Genomic DNA, 19,391 nt, shown 5'->3' on the forward strand with positions numbered 1-19,391 from the left:
CGGCCGCCCGGACGGCGGCCAGGAGCCGGCCGGTGGACGAAAGAGCAGCCGACAAGTGGACGCTCATTTCATGCGATGCTCATGTCGATCGACGTGACGCCCATCACACCGCCACGGGCAGGCCGTCACCACAATGGGCCACGAGTCCAACGCAAGAAACCCATCCCATGCGAGCCATTCCTGCCCTGGCGACAGTCACCCTGGCGGCCCTGCTGTCCGCGTGCGGCGGCGGTGCTGCACCGTCACCCTCACCGGCCGCCGATGCTGCCGCGCGCGAGGCCCTGGTGCAGGGCATGGCCTGCCAGGGCCCGGCGCAGACAGGCTGGTGCTGGCAGCGCCCGCTGCCCTGGGGCAACACCGTGAACGCGGTGCGCTTCATCGACCCGCTGCATGGCGTGGCCGTCGGCGAGGCGGGCATGGTGCTGCGTACCACCGACGGCGGTGACACCTGGGCCCGCGTGCGGCAGGCGAGCCACTTCGAATCCTCGCTGCACACCCTGCAGTTTGCCGACGCCGACCACGCCTGGGCGCTGGGGTGGGACGGCGCGCTGCTGCGCACAGTCAACGGCGGCCAGCACTGGACAGCGGTGGACGCCGGCCTGGGGCCCGGCCTGTTGTGGTCCCGCCTGTGGGTGCTCGATCGGCAGCGCCTCGTGGTGGGGCCGGCACAGCCCGCTCGGGTGAGCACCGACGGCGGCCTCACCTGGCGCGACAGCGCCTTCGCCCCGGACGTGGTGACGCCATCGGGCGTGATGCGCCGTTTCGACCCCGCCGGCGACCTCGTATCCACCGACCTCGGTCTCAATTCGGCGCGCGTGGCGCACAACGATGGCTTCGACCTGTTTGCCTCGACCGGTGGCGACGGCTTCGTGCGCTACCGCGCGGCGGGCCTGTCGCCATCCGGGGCGCCCGTGGCCGAGCAGATGCAGGTCAGCCAGGACGGCGGGCTTGGCTGGGCCGATGTGCCGGTGCAGAAGGTGCAGGGGCTGGCCATCATCCCGGTGCTGCTCTCGGCTCAGGGACGGGGCTGGGGCCGCGCTCAGGGGTTCAGCGGGCTGCCGATGTTCCGGACCGCGGACCACGGCCTCAGCTGGTCGGCGATGGCACTGCCGCCCGGGAGGGATGCGGACCCCTCGGTCATCGAATTCGTATTGGACAGCGAGTCGATCGCCGGCTTCGTCGGCCCAGACATCGTCTACAGCGGCGACGGCGGTGCGCATTGGCGCATCCTGCGGGTCGACGGCCTGCGGGCGGCACCGTCGGTCGACGGTGCGGGCGGCCTGGTGCTCGCCTCGAACGGCCAGACCTTCCATTCGCGCGACGGCGGCGCCACAGCCACGCTGATCCCGGGCGGGCGCCCGTTCACGGCGGGCCTGGTCGACCTGATCGGCCTGCACTTCTTCGACCTGCAGCGCGGCATCGCGGTCTCCGCCGGCGACGCGCTGCTCGACACCGTTGACGGGGGCCGCACCTGGACGTCGCGCACGATGGACAGCGCCCGATGCGATGCGGACGGCCTGGTGCAGGTCGGCGACGGACCTGCGGGTGTGCTCCGCCACTGCCGTGGCGCCGGCACTGGCAGCGGCGCCGCCGCCGAGTGGGCCCCGCTGGCCTCGCCGCCGGAGAACCTGTCGCAAGTGCTGCTGGCCGGCACCGGTGAGTTGTGGGCGACCAGCCAACGCGCCGAGCGCAACGGTGGCGGACGCGACGATCCGCTGGCCTGCGTCGGACAACTGCACCACAGCACCGACGGTGGCCGCAGCTGGACCGTGGTGCCCACCCGCTTCGGCACGCAATGCCTGAGCCTCGGACTGGCCCCCGGAGGGGTGCTGTTCGCCATTGCGCGCGACTCGACCGGCCTGTGGCGCAGCGCCGACGCCGGCGCCACCTGGACGCGCTCGACCACGCCGGGCGACGCCCCGTCGACCGCGTCGCGATTCGCCTTCGTGGACGCCAACCGCGGCGGGCTCGTCGACGGCCAGCGCATCCTGACCACCCGGGACGGCGGCTTGACATGGCAGGCCTCGCGCGTGCCCGCGCTGCCGACCACACAGCTCAGGGCCGTGCGCTTCATCAGCGCGCAGCATGGCTGGGCCGTGGGCGACAACGGCGTGGTGCTGTCGAGCACCGACGGCGGTGAATCATGGACCCTGCAGGACAGCGGCAGTGCGGCCAACCTGGGTGCGGTGTTCGCGCTGGATGCCGACATGGCGTGGGTGGCCGGTACCGGCGGCACCATCCTGGTCAGCCGCAACGGAGGTCGCTGATGTCGAATCGCCTGTCCTTGTCGATGTGTCTCGCACCCCTGCTGCTCGCCATCGCGGCCTGCGGCGGCAGCGATGGCACCGAGCCTGCCGTGCAGGGCCGCTTCACGCTCGACGGCACCCTGACGATGCCTGCCGGGCAGGTCGTGGTGCGCACGCAGGCCGAACTCGACGCCCTGTCGCGCTACTTCGTGCCGCCGCTGCCGCCGACGAGTTTCCCCGGCCAGATGGTCGTCGGCATCAGCCGCGGCGCCTCGAGGCCGTGCACCACGCTGCAGATCACCGACGTGCAGTACTCACCGCAGCAGACCACGGTGCGGTTCAAGGAGACCTTTCGCTTCATCGGTTCGTCGTGCGTCACGCCGCCGCCGATCACGTTCGGCACGCTCGGCGATTTCGTGGTCGTGCCAGGCTCCGACCAGCCTGTCGTGTTCGTCGCGGTGACCGATCCCTGACGGCCGGGCCGCGCGGCGGCATCGGCGCCGTCACGTGGTGCGTGTCGGCGCCGATCGCTTTCGCGGGGCTGGCACGGGTGCGGTCGAGGCCGGTGCCCTGCGCCCGGCCGCACGCGCTGCCTGGGCCAGGTCATGGCGGGCGACGCTCTCGGCCGGCCAGACCCGCCGAGCATCGTAGGCGCCGCTGAACTGCGGCACCGCCGGGTCCAGCAGCATCCACGCAGGCTTGGACCTCACGAAGATGTGCGCCCTGGGCGGCCAAGTGGCGGGTGCGTCCAGCGTGCCCACCCGCAGGTAGACGATCAACGGGTTGCGGCTGCCATGGGCGTTCCAGACCACCGCCTGGCATCCGGCACATCCGACCACCCAGTGGCGGCGCCCGCTGTCGGTCGGCACCCGCGCAAAGTGCGGCTCGCCTTGCAGCAGGTGCAGGTGCGCGGTCTCGATCATCAGGTGGTGCGCGAAGGCGCCGCCGGTCTCGCGCTGGCAGCGCGTGCAATGGCAGGCGTGCACGAACAGCGGCGGCCGGGACAGCCGAAACGCCAGCGCGCCACAGGCGCAGCGCCCGTCGAGGGGCGTCACGGCGTCACCCTGCCGGCTTTTCGCTGGAAGCGCATGTGCCAGGTCAGCAGCCAGGTGGCGCCATCGTCGCGCGAGAAGAACTGTTCCCAGGTGAACTCGTCGGCCGAAACGCGGCGCCAGACACCCTTGGCCAGGATCACCCTGTCCTTGTGGGTGTCCGGCGTGATGAAGGTGCCCACCGGCCCGTTGAAACGGCCGATCACGCCGGGCTGCAGGATGCCGTCTCGCACGCCCACCCAACTGTCGGACCAGACGCGGCGCTCGCGGTCGAAGGTGCGCACGGCACCACCGAAGGGTGCCCCCTTGGCGTCGCGCAGTTCCTCCACGCTGACCAGGCCATCCACCAGCGTACGGAAGCTGGCGCTGCCTTCCGACTGGCGCCACGCCTCTCGCTCGCCCCAGGGGTCCTCGAGCCTGCGGTGCTGCACCTGCCACTCGCCCGCCAGGAAGTAGAAGCCTTCGGCGTCGCTGGGCAAGGGGCCGGGTTCGGCCGCTTGGGCGGCCACGCTGGCGAACGCGATCGCCAGCACGGCGAGGGTGCCCGGCAGGCGGGCGGCCCATCGGAGGGGCCAGGGTAGGACACGCATGGTGGCAGCTTGTGCAGTGACGGTGACGGCACCATACTGACCCAACCATGCCAAACGATGTCATGTATGAACGGAGGCCCCATCGATGCGTGCCAGCCGCCTGCTGTCCATCCTGCTGCTGCTGCAGTCGCGTGGCCGACTGAGTGCGCCGGCGCTGGCAGCCGAGCTGGACGTGTCGGTGCGCACCGTCCTGCGCGACATGGACCAGCTGTCGGCGGCGGGCGTGCCGGTGTATGCCGAACGCGGGCGCGAGGGCGGCTTCGAGCTGCGGGCCGGGTGGAGCACCCAGCTCACCGGCCTGACCGAGGCCGAGGCGCAGGCCCTGTTCCTGGCCGGGCTGCCCGGCGCGGCCACCGAACTGGGCCTGGGCAGCGCGTCGTCGTCGGCACGGCTGAAGGTGCTGGCCTCGCTGCCCGAAGCACTGCGCGCCGAAGCCGCCCGGGTGAATGCGCGGCTGCACATCGACGCCATGGACTGGTACCGCAGCGCCAGCCCGCCGCCCCGCCTGCAGGCGGTGGCACGCGCGGTCTGGCAGCAGCGCCAGTTGCAGATGACGTACGACGGCTGGAAGCGCGTCTCGCAGCCGGTGGTGCGGCCCCTGGGCCTGGTGCTCAAGGCCGGCATCTGGTACCTGGTGGCGCTGCCCGAGGCCGAGCGCGAACCGCGCACCTACCGCCTGTCCAGCATCCTGGGGCTGACGCTGCTGGACAAGACCTTCAAGCCGCCCAAGGCCTTCAACCTGGCGCGGCACTGGCAGGCCTCGACGCGCCGCTTCGAGGCCGAGATCTACAGCGGCACGGCCACGCTGCGCGCCAGTGCGCAGGGGTTGAGGCTGCTGAAGGAGCTGAGCAGCGCGGTGGCCGAGGCCGTGGCGCGCACCGCCCAGGCAGATCCCGACATGCCGCGCTGGATTCGGGTGACCGTGCCCATCGAATCGGTGCCACACGCGACGCGGCAGTTCCTGGGCCTGGGCACCGAAGTCGAGGTGCTGCAGCCCGCCGCACTGCGGCGGCACCTGCGGGCCGCGATCGGGCAACTGGCGAGGCTGTACGCCGATTGAGCGCGGCGGCCGGAGGCGCCGCCGCCGCTGCATCGGATCAGGCTTCCACGCCGCCCTTCGCCGACAGCCTGCGCGAATTGGCCGGGTCGCGGAACACCAGCGGGTGCTCCACCACGCGCGCGGGCGACTCGCCCAGCGCCACCGCGTCGCGCACCAGCGCATGCTGCGGGCTCTTGGCGCACACCGGGTCGGCCGCGGTGGCGTCGCCGGCCAGCAGGAAGGCCTGGCAGCGGCAACCGCCCAGGTCTTCTTCCTTGCGATCGCAGCTGATGCAGGGCTCCTTCATCCAGCCGGTGCCGCGATAACGGTTGAAGCCGTCGGAGTCGAACCAGATCTCGCGCAGGCCCATGTCGCGCACGTTGGGGAACGTGAGGCCCGGCAGCATGCGCGCGGTGTGGCAGGGCAGCGCCGCGCCGTCGGGCGCCACGGTGAGGAACATGCTGCCCCAGCCGTTGACGCACTTCTTGGCCTTGCCTTCGTGGTAGTCGGGCGCGACGAAGAACAGGCGCATGCGGTCGCCCAGCTTGCGGCGCCATTCGTCGGTGACGGCCTCGGCGCGCTGCAACTGCCCGGTGGTGGGCAGCAGGTGTTCGCGGTTGACCAGGGCCCAGCTGTAGTACTGGGTGTTGGCCAGTTCCAGGTACTCGGCGCCCAGCTCGGCGGCCAGGCCGATGATGCGGTCGATGTGGTCGATGTTCATGCGGTGGATCACCACGTTCATCACCATCGGCCAGCCGTTGTCCTTGATGATGGCCGCCACCTTGTGCTTCAGCTCGAAGGTCTTGGTGTGCGAGAGAAAGTCGTTCATCTCGCGGGTGGAATCCTGGAAGCTCAGCTGCACGTGGTCCAGCCCCGCGGCCTTCAGCGCAGCGGCGCGCTGGGCGGTGAGGCCCACGCCGCTGGTCAGCAGGTTGGTGTAGTAGCCCAGGCGGCGGGCCTCGGCGACGATCTCTTCCAGGTCGTCGCGCAGCAGCGGCTCGCCGCCCGACAGCCCGCATTGCACGGCGCCGAGCTCGCGGCCTTCGCGCAGCACGCGGATCCAGTCGTCGGTGGACAGCTCCTGGGAATGGCTCGCAAAGTCGGTGGGGTTGTAGCAGAACACGCAGTGCAGCGGGCAGCGATACGTCAGCTCGGCCAGCAGCCACAGGGGCGGCCCAGGCCGGGTCGATGGCGCCGTCATGACCACTCCAGCCAGCGCTGCTTGGCCGCCACTTCGACAAAGCCCAGCACGTCCTTCTGCAGGCCCTGCGCGTTGAACGCGGCCTCGAGGTCGGTGACGATGGCAGCCACGTCGTTTTGGCCGTCGCAGCGCTTCAGGATCTCGCCGGCGCTCTGGTTCAACTTCACCATACCTTCGGGGTACAGCAGCACGTGGCAGTCCTGGGCGGCCTCCCACTGCAGGCGGAAGCCGCGGCCGATGCGCGGCACGCTGTCGGTGCTCAAGGGTGCCGTCATGAACTCACCCCGTAGCGCTGGGCCATCGCGTCGTTCATCGCCCACAGGATGTCGAGCTTGAACTGCAGCACCTCCAGCGCGCGCTCTTGCAGCGCGCGGGTGTCGAAGTGCTGCAGCGTCACCGCCAGCCCCTGCTCCACGTCGCGCCGCGCCTGGCTGACGCGGTTGCGGAAGTAGCTGAGGCCCTCGCTCGCGATCCACGGATAGTGGTCCGGCCAGGTGGCCAGGCGCTGGTTGTGGATCTCGGGCGCGAACAACTCGGTGAGCGACGAGCACACCGCCTCCTGCCAGGGCGCGCGGCGCGCGAAGTTCACGTAGGCGTCGACCGCGAAGCGCATCGCCGGCACCACGTGGCGCAGGTCGAGCACCTCCTCGCGCGTGAGGCCGGTGGCCTCGGCCAGCCGCAGCCACGCGTCGATGCCGCCGGCATCCTCCACGCCACCGAGCTTGAAGCCATCGTGGTCCAGGATGCGCTGCACCCAGCCGCGGCGCACCGCGGGATCAGGGCAGTTCGACAGCACGGCCGCGTCCTTCACCGGGATGGCGATCTGGTAGTAGAAGCGGTTGGCCACCCAGCCGCGGATCTGCTCCGGCGTCGCCTTGCCCGTGTTCAGCATGACGTTGAACGGGTGGTGGATGTGGTAGGCCTTGCCGCGCTCGCGCAGCTGGGCCTCGAACTCGTCCCGGCTCCAAGGCTTGTCGCCGGGCACGGCGCGGCCCTGGGCCTTCAGCAGGTCGGCACGCATCATCATCGAATGTGTCTCCTCACAGGTCGATCGTCATCCCGTCCTCGCAGACCTCGATGCCGGCGGCGGCCAGGGCGGCGCGCTGGGGCGAGTCCTCGTCGAGGATGGGGTTGGTGTTGTTGATGTGGATGAGCAGCTTGCGGGTGCGCGCGGGCAGGCGGCCCAGCCACTCGACCATGCCGCCCGCGCCCGACTGCGGCAGGTGGCCGATGTCGCGCGCGGTCTTGGTGGACAGGCCCAGCGCGATCATCTCGTCGTCGGTCCAGAAGGTGCCGTCGACCAGCACCGCGTCGGCACCGGCCATCGCGTCGAACACCGCCGGGTCGATGGAGCCCAGGCCCGGCGCGTAGAAGGCGCTGCGGCCGCTGCGGCGGTCGGTGATGGTCATGCCGATGTTGTCGCCGGGCACGCTCTGCTCGCGGTGCGGCGAGTACGGCGCGGCCTTGCTGGCCAGCGGCATGGCGCGGAACTTCAGGTCGGCCACGCCGGGCACCTCGAAGGCGGGCCCGTCCAGCGCGATGCGCTGGCGCGCCACGCCGCAGTAGTGGCCCAGCACGCGAAGCACCGGGTTGCCCTGGCGCAGGTCTTCTTCCACCGGGTCGGTGCACCACAGCGGCAGCGGGCTGGTGCGCTCGCGCAGCATGAACAGGCCCGTGGCATGGTCGATCTGCCCGTCCATCAGCACCACGCCGGCGATGGCGGTGTCGCGGATCGCGCGCCCCGGCTGCAGCGCGGGGCGGCTGCGGATCTGGTCGAGGATGTCGGGCGAGGCATTGAACAGCACGCCGTCGGCGTGGTCGCTGGGCTGCACGAAGATTGAGGACTGTGTGCGGGCCTTGGCGCGCAGGGTGCCGGCGCGCAGGCCGGCGCAGTTGCGGCAGTTGCAGTTCCACTGCGGGAAGCCGCCGCCGGCCGACGAACCGAGAACGGTGATGCGCATCGCGATGCTGCCTTCGACAAAGGAGCAGGGCCCCGGCAAGGGGCCCTGCGGTCAACGACAGGCTGGGCTCAGCGCGCCGCCACGTACATCGTGATCTCGAAGCCGAAACGCAGGTCGGTGGCGGCGGGGGTGGTCCATTGCATGTGAAGTCTCCTGGGGGATCGGTGGCACGTCGCCGGCTGGCCACGTGGGGATGCGGTGTGTTCCCGTGGCGCATGGTCGCGCGCCCTCCCCGGTCCGCCCAGGGCTCCGATCATGAATCGGGCCTCATGATTTTCATGAAACTGCAGCCCCGCCCCAGGGCCGGGCTTGCGGCGGGCGGCCCGATGGGGCAGCGCTCGATACCATCGGCGCCGTGCCCACACCGATCCCCTACCCCGACCAGCCGCCGTACCGCACGCACGACCTCGACGCCGGCGACGGCCATCGCCTGCACGTGCGCGAATGGGGCTGCGCCGACGGCATCCCCGCACTGCTGCTGCACGGCGGGCCGGGCTCGGGTTCCTCGCCCGTGCTGTGGCGCATGTTCGACCCCACGCGTTACCGGGTCATCGCGCCCGACCAGCGCGGCTCGGGGCTGAGCACGCCGCGCGGGCAGGTGGCGCACAACACCACCGCGCACCTGCTGGCCGACCTGCGCGCGCTGCGCACGCACCTGGGCATCGCGCGCTGGCTGGTGGTGGGCGGCTCGTGGGGCGCGACGCTGGCGCTGGCCCATGCGCTCGACGCCCCCGAGGCCGTCGACGGGCTGCTGCTGCGCGCCATCTTCCTGAGCCGCGCCGAGGACATCGCGCGCTTCTTCGACCAGCCGCCGCCGGGGCGCGAGGCCTCGTGGCGGCACTTCGCCGCCTCGGTGGCGCCGACCGAGGGCCAGTCGCTGCTGGACGCGCTGCACGCGGGCCTGCACGGCGACGATCCGACGCTGCGCGAGCACATGGCCCTGGCTTGGTGGCGCTGGGAGCGCGCGCTGGCCGGCTGGCCCGCCGACCAGGCCCGGCTGGACGGCCCGGCGCTGGCCGCGCAGGTGGACCGCCTGCGCGTGCAGAGCCATTACCTGCGGCAGGCCTGCTGGCTGGACCAGCCCTCGCTGGTCGACCGCTGCGGCACGCTGAAGCCCGACCTGCCGGTGCATCTGGTGCAGGGCCGCCAGGACCGCATCTGCCCGCCCGAAGGCGCCGAACGGCTGCACGCGCGCATGCCCCGCAGCCGCCTGGAATGGGTGGACGACGCGGGCCACGACCCCACCCACCCGGGCATGGTCGCCGCGATGGTCGACGCCCTGGACCGGTGGGCCGAGCGCCGGGCCTTTCCATGAGCCTGCGCGCCAAGATCAACCTCATCGTCGGCATGCTCACGCTGCTGTTCGTGGCCGGTCTCACGGCCGTGCAACTGGGCGCGATGCGCGATTCGGTGAAGGAGGAGGTGGTGGCCGCCAACCGCGTGGCCACGCAACTGCTCAAGCGCAATGCCTGGCTGTATGCCGCGCAGGGCGTGCCGGCGATGCGGGCCTTCCTCGAAGGCCTGGGCCGCGTGCGCTCGAACGACCTGGTGCTCACCGACACCGACGGCACGGTGATCTACCGCTCGCCCGAGTCGCCCTACAAGGCCGGCCGCAACGCGCCCGCCTGGTTCGAGCGGCTGATCTCGCCCGAGCCCTCCACCCAGTCCTTCGCCTTCCCCGACGGCCGGCTGGAGGTGCGCGCCGATGCGTCGCGTGCGGCCGTCGATGCCTGGGATGCCTTCGTCTGGTTCGCCGGCATCGCGGCGGTACTGCTGGTGCTGGTCAACGGACTGGTGTTCTGGCTGGTGGGGCGCACGGTGCGGCCGTTCGGGCGCATCGTCGATGCGCTGGGCCAACTGCAGGCCGGCCGCTTCGACGTGACGCTGCCGCCGCTGCCCGGCCGCGAGGCCGGGGCCATCGGCGCCGCCTTCAACCGCATGGTGGCGGTGCTGGCCGAGCACATCGAAACCGAGAAGCGTGCGGTGCGCGCCGAAGGCCAGCTGACCGACCAGCGCGAGCTGGCGCACTGGGTGGGCCAGCGCATCGAGCAGGAGCGCCGCACCATCGCCCGAGAGCTGCACGACGAGCTGGGCCAGTCGGTCACCGCGATGCGCAGCATGGCGCTGTCGGTGGCACAGCGCGTGCAGGCCGTCGATGCCGAGTCGGCCGACGCGGCGCGGCTGATCGCGCAGGAATCGTCCCGCCTGTACGACGCGATGCACGGCCTGATCCCGCGGCTGGCGCCGCTGGTGCTGGACCAGTTCGGCCTGCCCGACGCGCTGGCCGATCTGGCCGAGCGCACGCGCCGCGCCCACCCCGGCGTGGCGGTGGACATGCAGGTGGCGCTGGACGATGCGGCGCTGGAACCCGACGCCGCGCTGGCGCTGTACCGCGCGGCGCAGGAAGGCATCACCAACGCGCTGCGCCACGGCCAGGCGCGGCTGCTGCGCCTGCGCGTGGCGGCCGAGCCCGCCGCGGTGCGGCTGGAACTGCTCGACGACGGCCAGGGCCTGCCGCCCGGCGGCCTGCCCGCCCACGGCCACCACGGCCTGCGCTGGCTGGCCGAGCGCGTGGCCTCGCAGCACGGCACGCTGGACATCGGCCCGGGGGACCAGGGCCGCGGCGTGCGGCTGGCCGTCACACTGCCCCGCATGGCGGCGCCGGCACTGGAGACCGCCCCATGATCCGCGTGATGCTGGTGGACGACCATGTGCTGGTGCGCATGGGCTTTCGCATGCTGTTGGGCAATGCCGACATCGCCGTGGCCGCCGAGGCCGACACCGGCGAGCAGGCCTGCCAGGACTACGCCCGCATTGCCCCCGACGTGGTGGTGATGGACCTGTCCATGCCCGGCATGGGCGGGCTCGAGGCGGTGCGCCGCCTAGTGGCGCAGGATCCCAAGGTGCGGGTGCTGGCCCTGTCGGCCCACGAGGACACGGCCCACCCGCGGCGCGTGCTGAAGGCCGGCGCGCTGGGCTACCTGGCCAAGCGCAGCGCGCCCGACGAGCTGATCGCTGCGGTGCGCGCCGTGGCCCAGGGCCAGCGCTACCTGGACGCGCGCACGGCGCAGGCGCTGGCCACCGCGCAGATCGACGGCGACGACAGCCCGGCCGACATGCTGAGCGAACGCGAGTTCTCGGTCTTCCTGCAACTGGCCCGCGGCATGAGCGTGGCCCAGATCGCCGACAACCTGAAGCTCTCGCCCAGCACCGTGGGCACGCACCTGTACCACGTGAAGCAGAAGCTCAACGCCGGCAACCAGAGCGAGCTGACGCTGATCGCGCTGCGCTGGGGCTTCATCGAGGCCTGACGGCCCCGCGCGGATCGATGCCGTGCGCCCGGCGGGCAGGCACCGTCCCGGGTGTCCAGCGGCTCACGCGTCCAGCACGATCTGCGTCTGCGTCACCACCGCGCACAGCTTGCCCGATTCGGCGCGGATCGAGGTCTGCCAGACCATGGTCGTGCGGCCCCGATGCAGCGCCAGGCACTCGCCGGTGACGGTGGTGCCCACCGGCACGCCGGCGATGAAGTGGGTGTTGGAGTCGGTGGTCGCGGTGCGCTTGCCGGCGGGCAGGTTCATCACCGTGCCCACCGCCCCCAGCGTGTCGGCGAAGGCCATCATCGCGCCACCGTGCAGCGCCTGGCCGCTGGTGCACAGGTCGGGCCGCACCTGCATCGTGGCCAGCACGCGCTCGGGTGAGACCTCGCGCACCTGCACGCCCATCAGGCCGGGAAACATCGGTGCCAGGATCGCCTGGATCGTCTCGGGGGTCAGCATGTCGTGGGCTCCTCTCGAATGGCGTGACGGACAGGCATCGAGGCAAGTCGGCGACCGTGGCTCGACGCAGCCCGCTCAGCGCGGGCACCCGGCGGCTGCAGCCGGCTCGAACCGCGCACCCGCCAACATGGACCAGGCCCCATCGGCCCGACGCACCGCCAGCGCGCGTGCCGGACCATCGACCAGCCGCAGGGCCAGGCCGTCGGCCGAGGCCAGGTCGAGGCCGCTCACCGTGGCGTCGATGGCCAGGCCGCCCGGCTCGACGCGGCCCTGCACCCGCTGGAACTGCTGCGACAGGTCGAGCTGCCAGCCATGCTGCGCACCGGTGCCGCACCAGCGGCCCTGCACCGCGGCGGGCACGGTCCACAGGTGCAGGCGGCTGCGCTTGTCCAGGCCCACAACCTTGTCGGGCACGTCGAGCACCAGGGTGCGGTCGGGCCGCCAGTCGCCCAGGTCCCAGTCGTGCGAGACGATGCGCGTGCCGGGCTTCAGCGCCAGCAGGCGCGGGCGCAGCTGCAGGTTCACCTCGGGCAGCAGGTACATCGTCACCACGCTGGCCGGCGACAGGTCGGTGGCGAACAGGTCCTGCTCGCGGAACTCGGCCCGGTCGGCCACGCCGGCGCGGCGCGCCAGTTCGCGGCTCTGGGCCACCAGGTCGGGCACGATCTCCACGCCCAACCCACGCGCGCCATGCACCCGGGCCGCGGTGATGACGATGCGCCCGTCGCCCGAACCCAGGTCGATGACGTAGTCGCTGGCGCCCACGCCGGCCAGTTGCAGCATTGCGGCAGTGACGTGGTCGGGCGTGGTGATGAAGGGCACCTCTTCCATCGCGGTGGCGTTGCCGGCCAAGCCGCCACACAGTGCCGCGGCCAGGGCTGCGGTTCGCGCGACGGGCAACACGATTCGCCGCATCGCGCGATTCGCCGAAGGCCACCCACCGCGCATGTCCGCGCTCCCCGTCGCCGCAAGGGCTACATCACCGCGCCCAGCTGCCACGGCACGAACTCGTTCTGGCCGTAGCCGTGCTGCTCGCTCTTGGTGATGCGGCCCGAGGCCGTCTCGAGCATCAGGCGGAAGATGCGCTCGCCCACCTCGTCGACGCTCTCGGCCCCGTCGACGATGGTGCCGCAGTCGATGTCGATGTCGTCCTGCTGCTTCAGCCACAGCGCGGTGTTGGTGGACAGTTTCAGCGACGGCGACGGCGCGCAGCCATAGGCCGAGCCGCGGCCGGTGGTGAAGCAGATGAGGTTGGCGCCGCCGGCCACCTGCCCGGTGGCCGACACGGGATCGTAGCCCGGCGTGTCCATGTAGATCAGGCCGCGCGCGGTGCAGGGCTGCGCGAACTCGACCACGTCGACCAGGTTGGTGGTGCCGCTCTTGGCGATGGCGCCCAGGCTCTTTTCCAGGATCGTGGTCAGGCCGCCGGCCTTGTTGCCGGCCGAGGGGTTGTTGTCCATCTGCATGCCGTTGCGGGCGGTGTAGGCCTCCCACCAGGCGATGCGGGCCAGCAGCCGGTCGGCCACCTCGCGCGACACGGCGCGGCGGGTGAGCAGGTGCTCGCCGCCGTAGATCTCGGGCGTCTCGCTGAGGATGGCGCTGCCGCCGTGGCGCACCAGCCGGTCGACGGCGGCGCCCAGCGCCGGGTTGGCGCTGATGCCCGAGTAGCCGTCGCTGCCGCCGCACTGCAGCCCAACGGTGAGGTGGCGGGCCGGCACCGGCTGGCGCGCCACGCGATTGGCCTCGGGCAGCATGCCGCGGATCAGCTCGATGCCACGGGCCACCGTCTTGGCCGTGCCGCCGGTGTCCTGGATGCTGAAGGCCTGCAGGTGGGCGCCCTCCTGCAGCCCCTCCTGCGCGATCAGGCCCTGGATCTGGTTGGTCTCGCAGCCCAGGCCCACCACCAGCACGGCGGCGAAATTGGGGTGGCGCGCATAGCCGCCCAGCGTGCGGCGCAGCACCTGCAGTTCTTCGCCGTCACTGGCGGTGGCGCAGCCCATGCCGTGGGTCAGGGCCACCACGCCGTCGACGTTGGGATAGTTGGCCAATGACTCGGGGCGCACGTCGCGGCGGAAATGGTCGGCGATCGCCCGGGCCGCGGTGGCCGAGCAGTTGACGCTGGTGAGCACGCCGATGTAGTTGCGCGTGGCCACGCGGCCGTCGGCACGGACGATGCCGTCGAAGGTGGCCGGCTCGGCCGCCGGCACCGTGGGCTGTGCGCCGGCACCCGGCGCGTGCTGCCGGGCAAAGTCACTGAACGCCAGGTTGTGCGTGTGCACGTGCTGGCCCGGCGCGATGGCCTGGGTGGCCACGCCGATGACCTGGTCGTAGCGGCGCACGGCCTCGCCCGCGGCGATGGGCCGGGTGGCCACCTTGTGCCCGGGCGGCACCAGGCCGGCCACGGTGATGGCTTCGTCGGCCACGACGGTACCGCCCAGCAACTGGCGGCGGGCGATCACCACGTTGTCGGCGGAGTGGATGCGGATGACCGGGCTCTGGCTCATTGGGTGACCTCCGGGCGGCGCCCTGCGGTGGTCGCCCTCGGGGCGACCCGCCGGGCCCATGGTGGGCTTGCGATGAAAGCCCTCCCGACGAGGCACGCCCGCACGGCCGCCCCCACGGGAAGGCTGGGATGCGGGACGTCGAAACGAACCACCAGGCCCGGCCCCCGGGCGGGGGCCGTTGGCGGCTTACAGCTTGCTGGCCGCGCGACGCTTGGCCGCGGTGGCAGCCTCCTGGTAGGCCTTCTCGGCCTCCTGGCGCAGCGCCATGGCGGTGTCCAGCGCCTCCTGGTACCGCTCTTTCGAGTAGGTGTTCTGGTTGGCGATGTAGACGCTGCGCCGCAACGGCTTGTCGCCATAGCGCGGCAGGTTGACCGAGAAATGGCACTCGGGCGCGGCACGGCCTGGCCGCTGGCGCAGGATGGGGCCGCTGATGCCGGCAGGCAGGTCGTTCTGCTTGCTGGCACTGGCCGACCGCTGCAGGCCGGTGGGCGCGTCGAGCGTGGACAGGCGCTCGCGCAGGGCGTCGACCGCCAGCTTGAGCGATGCCCGCGGACTGGCGCCCTTGGCCTTGCTGTCGGAGAAGAACAGCGTGGGCTTGCCGTAGCGAAGCTGCCAGCCGTGGGTGCTGCGCGTGTCGATGCGCTGGATGTGTTCGGGCACACGGATGCGTGCGCCGGTGGGAAGAATTGCAGTACGAGCAGGCATGGGTGGTCCACCTTGTTCGGGAACACTCCCTTGACGGTCGCCGATCGCCATCGCCGGCAACGCATGTTATGGGGCATCGCTGTACGGCTCACCCGTCGATCAACGCCGGGCTCCACGCGTGCACGGCCTGGTACTGCTCACCCAGACCTTCGATGCCTAGGCGCATTCTATCGCCGGGCTTCAGAAAAACAGGTGCAGGTTTCACGCCCATGCCCACACCTGGGGGGGTTCCGGTCGAAATTAGGTCGCCCGGATACAACGTCATGAAGCGGCTGACATAGCTCACCAACTGGGCGACCGAGAAGATCATCGTGCGGGTGCTGCCATTCTGGTAACGGTGGCCGTTCACTTCCAGCCACATGCCCAGGGCCTGCGGGTCGGGCACTTCGTCGGCCGTGACGAGCCACGGGCCCACCGGGCCGAAGGTGTCGCAGCCCTTGCCCTTGTCCCAGGTGCCGCCGCGCTCGATCTGGTATTCCCGCTCGGACACGTCGTTGACGACGCAGTAACCCGCCACGTGCGCGAGCGCATCGCTTTCCGGAACATAGCGCGCGGTGCGGCCGATGACCACCCCCAGTTCGACCTCCCAATCGGACTTCACCGAGCCCTGCGGCAGCACCACGTCGTGGTGGCAGCCGACCGCGGCGCTGGTGGGCTTCATGAAGAGGATGGGCTCCTTCGGGATCGGCAGGTTTGACTCGGCCGCATGGTCGGCATAGTTGAGGCCGATGCACAGGAACTTGCCCATGCCCGTCCAGGGAACGGCCAGCGTGCCCTGCGGCACGACGGGCAGGGTGGACACGTCCACGCTGCGCAATGCGGCCAGCCCGGCCGGCGACAAGGTGGCCGGCCCGATGTCGGGCAGCAACGCGGACAGGTCGCGCACCTGGCCGGTGGCGTCGAGCAAGGCAGGCTTCTCGGCCCCCTTGGGGCCATGGCGCATCAGTTTCATGTCGGTGTCCTTGTGGTGGAAGTGGTGAGGTTCTGATCGAGCCTGTGGGGTCAGTTGGACCAGCCGCCGTCGATGACATGCGTGGTGCCGGTGGTGAAACCCGATTCGTCGCTGGCCAGGTAGACCGCCAGCGCGGCGATCTCCTCGGCCTTGCCCAGCCGACCCATCGGCTGGCGCGCGATGTACGAGGCCTCCACCTGCGCCAGGCTCTGGCCGCTGGCCTGGGCGCCCGCGGCGATGCGGTCGCGCAGCGAGGGCGATTCCACCGTGCCCGGGCAGATGGCGTTGCAGCGCACGCCCTGGGTGATGAAATCGGCCGCCACCGACTTGGTCAGCCCGATCACCGCGGCCTTGGTGGCCCCGTAGGCAAAGCGGTTGGGCGCGCCCTTGATGCTGCCGGCCACCGAGGCCATGTTGATGATGGAGCCACCGCGCCGCCCTGCCCGCTCGGCCAGCATGCCCGGCAGGAAGGCCTTGACGGTGCGGAACTGCGAGCGCACGTTCAGGTCGAACGCGAAGGTCCATTCGTCCTCGGTGCAATCGAGCACCGTGCCGGCATGCACGAAGCCGGCGCCGTTGAACAGCACGTCCACCGGGCCGGCGGCGGCCGCCGCGGCCTGCACGGCGGCGGCGTCGGTGACGTCGAGCCGCTGCACGGTGCAGCCGCATTCGGCCTTCAGGGCCTCGAGCAGGCCGGTGTTGATGTCGGTGGCGATGACGGTGGCGCCTTCGCGCACGAAGGCCAGTGCCACGGCGCGGCCGATGCCTTGTCCGGCGGCGGTGAGGAAGGCGGTCTTGCCGGCGAGTCGTTGGGCCATGGGTGAGAGTCCTTGAACTGGGGCGGGTGTTTCAGGTGAGCGTGTGCCGGGCGCGGGCGCGGCGCTGGATCTCGTCCCAGCGCCACTGGATGCCCAGGCCGGGCGTGTCGGGGGCGACGGCATGGCCGTCGACGATGGCCAGGCGGCTGTCGGCCACCGCATCGAGCTGCGGGATGTGCTCCACCCAGGCTGCACTGGGCACCGCCGCGCACAGCGACACGTGCAGCTCCATCAGGAAGTGCGGGCACACCGCCAGGTTGAAGGCCTCGGCCAGGTGCGCCACCTTCAGCCACGGCGTGATGCCGCCGATGCGCGCCACGTCCACCTGCAGGATCGACGCCGCGCCCTGCTGCACGTAGGCCGCGAACTGGGTGGTGGAGTACAGCGACTCGCCCACCGCGATCGGCACCTCGCTGGCCGCGGCCAGCCGGGCATGGCCGGTGATGTCGTCGGCGGGCAGCGGCTCCTCGAACCAGGCGATGCCCAGTTCGGCGTAGCGCGGCGCTCGCCGCAAGGCCTCGGACAGCGTGAAGCACTGGTTGGCGTCGACCATCAGCTCGAAGCCGTCGCCCACGGCCTGGCGCACGGCCTTCAGGCGGGCCACGTCCTCGCTGACGTGCGGCTTGCCGACCTTCAGCTTGGCACCCAGGAAGCCGGCGGCCTGCGCGGCCACGGTCTCGCGCACCAGCGTGTCGGTGGGCAGGTGCAGCCAGCCGCCCTCGGTGGTGTAGACCGGGATGCGCGGCTTGGCGCCACCGGCGGCCACCCACAGCGGCTGGCCGTCGCGGCGGCAGCGCCAATCCCACAGGGCCGTGTCGATGGCGGCCAGCGCCAGGCTGGTGATGGCGCCCACCGTGGTGGCATGGGTGTGGAACATCAGCTCGCGCCACAACTGCTCGATCAGTGCCGGGTCGCGGCCGATCAGGCGCGGCGCCAGGTGGTCGCGCAGCAGCGCCATCACCGACGAGCCGCCGGTGCCGATGGTGTAGCTGTAGCCGATGCCCTGCGAGCCGTCGTCGCAGGTGATGCGCACGAACGGCGTCTCCTGCGTCACGAAGGACTGGATGGCGTCGCTGCGCGGCACGGGCGGCGGCAGGTCCACGTGCAGCAGTTCGACTTGCGTGATGGTCGTCATGCTCAGAGCCCCACCTGGCGGGGCAGCCACAGGCCGATGGCCGGCACGTAGGTGAGCACGATCAGGCTCACCAGCAATGGCGCCAGCCAGGGCAGGATGGCCATGGTCGTGCGCTCGAGGCTCAGCTTGGCCACCCGCGCCAGCACGAACAGCACCATGCCCATCGGCGGGTGCAGCAGGCCGATCATCAGGTTGAGCACCATCACCAGGCCGAAGTGCACCGGGTCGATGCCCAGCTGCCGCGCGATCGGCAGCAGGATGGGCACGAGGATGGTGATGGCCGCGGTGGGCTCGAGGAAGCAGCCAACGAAGAGCATCAGCAGGTTGGCCAGCGCCAGGAAGACCCAGGGCTCCTTCGTGAAGCCCAGCACCCAGGCGGCGATGTCGCTGGTGACGCCGGTGGCGGTGAGCATCCAGCCGAAGATCGACGCGGCGGCCACGATGAACATCACCGTGGCCGTGGTCTCGACCGTGTCGAGGCAGACCTTGACGAACATCTTCCAGCTGAGCGTGCGGTACCAGGCCAGGCCCAGCACCATGGCCCACACGCAGGCGGCGATGGCGCCCTCGGTGGGGGTGAACAGGCCCGTGGTCATGCCGCCGATCAGCAGCACCGGCGTCATGATCGGCAGCACGGCCTGGAAGTTGAACAGGCGGTCGGCCGCGAACAGCACGGCAATGGCCACCACCACCGTGAGCTGCGGGTGCAGGCCCGCCTTCTCGATGGCGCCATACACCGCCAGCGGCCAGGCGATGACCACGGCCGTCTCGATCAGGGCCTTCGACACGCGCGCCCACTCGAACTTGATGTCGCCGCCCCAGTTGTTCTTGTGGGCGAAGTACGCCACCGTCAGCATCATCAGGAAGGCCATCAGCACGCCGGGCAGGATGCCGGCAAGGAACAGCGAGCCCACCGACACGTTGGCCATCATGGCGTAGATGACGAAGGGCAGCGACGGCGGGATGATGGGCCCCAGCGTGGCCGACGCGGCGGTGACGCCGACCGCGAACTCGGTGTCGTAGCCATGGTCCTTCATGGCCTTGATCTCGATGGTGCCCAGGCCCGCGGCGTCGGCGATGGCGGTGCCGCTCATGCCGGCGAAGATGACCGAGCCGACCACGTTGACGTGGCCCAGACCGCCCTTGAGCCAGCCCACCAGCGACAAGGCGAAGTTGTAGATGCGGTTGGTGATGCCGGCGTTGTTCATCAGGTTGCCGGCCAGGATGAAGAAGGGCACGGCCAGCAGCGGGAAGCTGTCGATGCCGCCGATCATGCGGTGCACCACCGCGAAGCCCGGCATGTCGCCGCTGACCAGGATGTAGACCAGCGACGAGCCGGCCATCGCGATGGCCACGGGGATGCCGCTGGCCATCAGGAACAGGAACAGGAGCTTCAGCATCGTCGGGCG

At 71.2% G+C, this 19,391-nt stretch carries 21 protein-coding genes; 6 read left to right on the forward strand and 15 right to left on the reverse strand.

The window, feature by feature from the left end; all coding sequences use genetic code 11:
- Positions 1 to 167 precede the first annotated feature (167 nt).
- Positions 168 to 2,267: a YCF48-related protein gene (locus tag EOINJALH_RS28920; RefSeq protein ID WP_088286789.1), complete on the forward strand. Its 2,100-nt coding sequence runs from the start codon at positions 168 to 170 to the stop codon at positions 2,265 to 2,267.
- Positions 2,267 to 2,719 carry a hypothetical protein gene (locus tag EOINJALH_RS28925; protein WP_088286791.1) on the forward strand — a complete coding sequence of 151 codons (453 nt, stop codon included), beginning with the start codon at positions 2,267 to 2,269 and terminating at the stop codon, positions 2,717 to 2,719. The genes EOINJALH_RS28920 and EOINJALH_RS28925 overlap by 1 nt, the downstream gene beginning before the upstream one ends.
- Before the next feature lie 30 nt (positions 2,720 to 2,749).
- On the opposite strand, the gene EOINJALH_RS32065 is transcribed toward EOINJALH_RS28925, so the two are convergent.
- Positions 2,750 to 3,301: a GFA family protein gene (locus tag EOINJALH_RS32065; RefSeq protein ID WP_158219941.1), complete on the reverse strand. Its 552-nt coding sequence runs from the start codon at positions 3,299 to 3,301 to the stop codon at positions 2,750 to 2,752.
- Entirely contained in the window at positions 3,298 to 3,888 is a 591-nt protein-coding gene (locus tag EOINJALH_RS32070; protein ID WP_158219942.1) for a hypothetical protein, read from the reverse strand. The genes EOINJALH_RS32065 and EOINJALH_RS32070 overlap by 4 nt, the downstream gene beginning before the upstream one ends.
- An 85-nt stretch (positions 3,889 to 3,973) precedes the next feature.
- On the opposite strand from EOINJALH_RS32070, the gene EOINJALH_RS28935 reads away from it, so the two are divergent.
- Complete coding sequence (locus EOINJALH_RS28935; protein ID WP_088286793.1) at positions 3,974 to 4,948, forward strand: YafY family protein; 975 nt, start codon at positions 3,974 to 3,976, stop codon at positions 4,946 to 4,948.
- A 37-nt stretch (positions 4,949 to 4,985) separates the two neighbouring features.
- Here the strand turns inward: EOINJALH_RS28935 and pqqE are convergent, their stop codons facing one another.
- From pqqE to pqqA, 5 genes are all read right to left on the reverse strand, one after another.
- Positions 4,986 to 6,128, reverse strand: coding sequence for a pyrroloquinoline quinone biosynthesis protein PqqE (pqqE, locus tag EOINJALH_RS28940; RefSeq protein WP_088286795.1), 1,143 nt, complete (start codon positions 6,126 to 6,128; stop codon positions 4,986 to 4,988).
- A complete protein-coding gene (pqqD, locus tag EOINJALH_RS28945; RefSeq protein WP_088286797.1) occupies positions 6,125 to 6,403 on the reverse strand; it encodes a pyrroloquinoline quinone biosynthesis peptide chaperone PqqD in 279 nt (92 codons plus the stop codon). Before pqqD ends, pqqE begins: the two co-directional genes overlap by 4 nt.
- A complete protein-coding gene (pqqC, locus tag EOINJALH_RS28950; RefSeq protein ID WP_234414093.1) occupies positions 6,400 to 7,155 on the reverse strand; it encodes a pyrroloquinoline-quinone synthase PqqC in 756 nt (251 codons plus the stop codon). Before pqqC ends, pqqD begins: the two co-directional genes overlap by 4 nt.
- Before the next feature lie 13 nt (positions 7,156 to 7,168).
- A complete protein-coding gene (gene pqqB, locus EOINJALH_RS28955; RefSeq protein WP_088286799.1) occupies positions 7,169 to 8,089 on the reverse strand; it encodes a pyrroloquinoline quinone biosynthesis protein PqqB in 921 nt (306 codons plus the stop codon).
- Positions 8,090 to 8,157: 68 nt separating this feature from the next.
- Complete coding sequence (pqqA, locus tag EOINJALH_RS31485) at positions 8,158 to 8,232, reverse strand: pyrroloquinoline quinone precursor peptide PqqA (protein WP_144290218.1); 75 nt, start codon at positions 8,230 to 8,232, stop codon at positions 8,158 to 8,160.
- 212 nt (positions 8,233 to 8,444) lie between these two features.
- Between pqqA and EOINJALH_RS28965 the strand changes: the two genes are divergently transcribed.
- The 3 genes from EOINJALH_RS28965 to EOINJALH_RS28975 are packed head-to-tail and all read left to right on the forward strand — an operon-like array spanning position 8,445 to position 11,400.
- Positions 8,445 to 9,404: an alpha/beta fold hydrolase gene (locus tag EOINJALH_RS28965; protein WP_088286803.1), complete on the forward strand. Its 960-nt coding sequence runs from the start codon at positions 8,445 to 8,447 to the stop codon at positions 9,402 to 9,404.
- Complete coding sequence (locus EOINJALH_RS28970) at positions 9,401 to 10,774, forward strand: HAMP domain-containing protein (protein ID WP_088286805.1); 1,374 nt, start codon at positions 9,401 to 9,403, stop codon at positions 10,772 to 10,774. Before EOINJALH_RS28965 ends, EOINJALH_RS28970 begins: the two co-directional genes overlap by 4 nt.
- Positions 10,771 to 11,400: a response regulator transcription factor gene (locus EOINJALH_RS28975; RefSeq protein WP_088286807.1), complete on the forward strand. Its 630-nt coding sequence runs from the start codon at positions 10,771 to 10,773 to the stop codon at positions 11,398 to 11,400. Before EOINJALH_RS28970 ends, EOINJALH_RS28975 begins: the two co-directional genes overlap by 4 nt.
- Positions 11,401 to 11,463: 63 nt before the next feature.
- On the opposite strand, the gene EOINJALH_RS28980 is transcribed toward EOINJALH_RS28975, so the two are convergent.
- The 8 genes from EOINJALH_RS28980 to EOINJALH_RS29015 all read right to left on the reverse strand — a co-directional run bounded on the left by EOINJALH_RS28980 (position 11,464) and on the right by EOINJALH_RS29015 (position 19,382).
- Positions 11,464 to 11,868, reverse strand: a complete 405-nt coding sequence (locus EOINJALH_RS28980) for a PaaI family thioesterase (protein WP_088286809.1) — start codon at positions 11,866 to 11,868, stop codon at positions 11,464 to 11,466.
- Positions 11,869 to 11,943: 75 nt separating this feature from the next.
- Positions 11,944 to 12,768 (reverse strand): cyclopropane-fatty-acyl-phospholipid synthase family protein, encoded by an 825-nt coding sequence (locus EOINJALH_RS28985; RefSeq protein WP_144290216.1) that lies wholly within the window; start codon positions 12,766 to 12,768, stop codon positions 11,944 to 11,946.
- Positions 12,769 to 12,842: 74 nt separating this feature from the next.
- Complete coding sequence (locus EOINJALH_RS28990) at positions 12,843 to 14,372, reverse strand: UxaA family hydrolase (RefSeq protein WP_088286813.1); 1,530 nt, start codon at positions 14,370 to 14,372, stop codon at positions 12,843 to 12,845.
- A gap of 186 nt (positions 14,373 to 14,558) precedes the next feature.
- Positions 14,559 to 15,077, reverse strand: coding sequence for a hypothetical protein (locus EOINJALH_RS28995; protein WP_144290217.1), 519 nt, complete (start codon positions 15,075 to 15,077; stop codon positions 14,559 to 14,561).
- A gap of 88 nt (positions 15,078 to 15,165) precedes the next feature.
- The gene (locus EOINJALH_RS29000) at positions 15,166 to 16,029 is read right to left on the reverse strand and encodes a fumarylacetoacetate hydrolase family protein (protein WP_088286817.1); all 864 of its coding nucleotides are present in this window, start codon (positions 16,027 to 16,029) and stop codon (positions 15,166 to 15,168) included.
- A 50-nt stretch (positions 16,030 to 16,079) separates the two neighbouring features.
- On the reverse strand, positions 16,080 to 16,847 hold the full coding sequence (locus tag EOINJALH_RS29005; RefSeq protein WP_088286819.1) for an SDR family oxidoreductase: 768 nt from the start codon (positions 16,845 to 16,847) through the stop codon (positions 16,080 to 16,082).
- 31 nt (positions 16,848 to 16,878) lie between these two features.
- Complete coding sequence (locus EOINJALH_RS29010; RefSeq protein ID WP_088286821.1) at positions 16,879 to 17,982, reverse strand: mandelate racemase/muconate lactonizing enzyme family protein; 1,104 nt, start codon at positions 17,980 to 17,982, stop codon at positions 16,879 to 16,881.
- A 2-nt stretch (positions 17,983 to 17,984) separates the two neighbouring features.
- On the reverse strand, positions 17,985 to 19,382 hold the full coding sequence (locus EOINJALH_RS29015) for a TRAP transporter large permease (RefSeq protein WP_088286823.1): 1,398 nt from the start codon (positions 19,380 to 19,382) through the stop codon (positions 17,985 to 17,987).
- Positions 19,383 to 19,391 lie beyond the last annotated feature (9 nt).

It is taken from the genome of Ideonella sp. A 288, from assembly GCF_002198735.1.
Taxonomy (GTDB): Bacteria; Pseudomonadota; Gammaproteobacteria; order Burkholderiales; family Burkholderiaceae_C; genus Pseudaquabacterium.

Bases quoted from the DNA above. Each gene is read 5' to 3' on its own strand.
- EOINJALH_RS28990 (WP_088286813.1), bottom strand. From the start codon at position 14,372: ATGAGCCAGAGCCCGGTCATCCGCATCCACTCCGCCGACAACGTGGTG.
- pqqD (WP_088286797.1), bottom strand. From the start codon at position 6,403: ATGACGGCACCCTTGAGCACCGACAGCGTGCCGCGCATCGGCCGCGGC.
- pqqE (WP_088286795.1), bottom strand. From the start codon at position 6,128: ATGACGGCGCCATCGACCCGGCCTGGGCCGCCCCTGTGGCTGCTGGCC.
- EOINJALH_RS29005 (WP_088286819.1), bottom strand. From the start codon at position 16,847: ATGGCCCAACGACTCGCCGGCAAGACCGCCTTCCTCACCGCCGCCGGA.
- EOINJALH_RS29000 (WP_088286817.1), bottom strand. From the start codon at position 16,029: ATGAAACTGATGCGCCATGGCCCCAAGGGGGCCGAGAAGCCTGCCTTG.
- EOINJALH_RS28980 (WP_088286809.1), bottom strand. From the start codon at position 11,868: ATGCTGACCCCCGAGACGATCCAGGCGATCCTGGCACCGATGTTTCCC.
- EOINJALH_RS28925 (WP_088286791.1), top strand. From the start codon at position 2,267: ATGTCGAATCGCCTGTCCTTGTCGATGTGTCTCGCACCCCTGCTGCTC.
- EOINJALH_RS32070 (WP_158219942.1), bottom strand. From the start codon at position 3,888: ATGCGTGTCCTACCCTGGCCCCTCCGATGGGCCGCCCGCCTGCCGGGC.
- EOINJALH_RS28970 (WP_088286805.1), top strand. From the start codon at position 9,401: ATGAGCCTGCGCGCCAAGATCAACCTCATCGTCGGCATGCTCACGCTG.
- EOINJALH_RS28995 (WP_144290217.1), bottom strand. From the start codon at position 15,077: ATGCCTGCTCGTACTGCAATTCTTCCCACCGGCGCACGCATCCGTGTG.
- EOINJALH_RS29015 (WP_088286823.1), bottom strand. From the start codon at position 19,382: ATGCTGAAGCTCCTGTTCCTGTTCCTGATGGCCAGCGGCATCCCCGTG.
- EOINJALH_RS28920 (WP_088286789.1), top strand. From the start codon at position 168: ATGCGAGCCATTCCTGCCCTGGCGACAGTCACCCTGGCGGCCCTGCTG.
- EOINJALH_RS28935 (WP_088286793.1), top strand. From the start codon at position 3,974: ATGCGTGCCAGCCGCCTGCTGTCCATCCTGCTGCTGCTGCAGTCGCGT.
- EOINJALH_RS28975 (WP_088286807.1), top strand. From the start codon at position 10,771: ATGATCCGCGTGATGCTGGTGGACGACCATGTGCTGGTGCGCATGGGC.
- EOINJALH_RS29010 (WP_088286821.1), bottom strand. From the start codon at position 17,982: ATGACGACCATCACGCAAGTCGAACTGCTGCACGTGGACCTGCCGCCG.
- pqqB (WP_088286799.1), bottom strand. From the start codon at position 8,089: ATGCGCATCACCGTTCTCGGTTCGTCGGCCGGCGGCGGCTTCCCGCAG.
- pqqC (WP_234414093.1), bottom strand. From the start codon at position 7,155: ATGATGATGCGTGCCGACCTGCTGAAGGCCCAGGGCCGCGCCGTGCCC.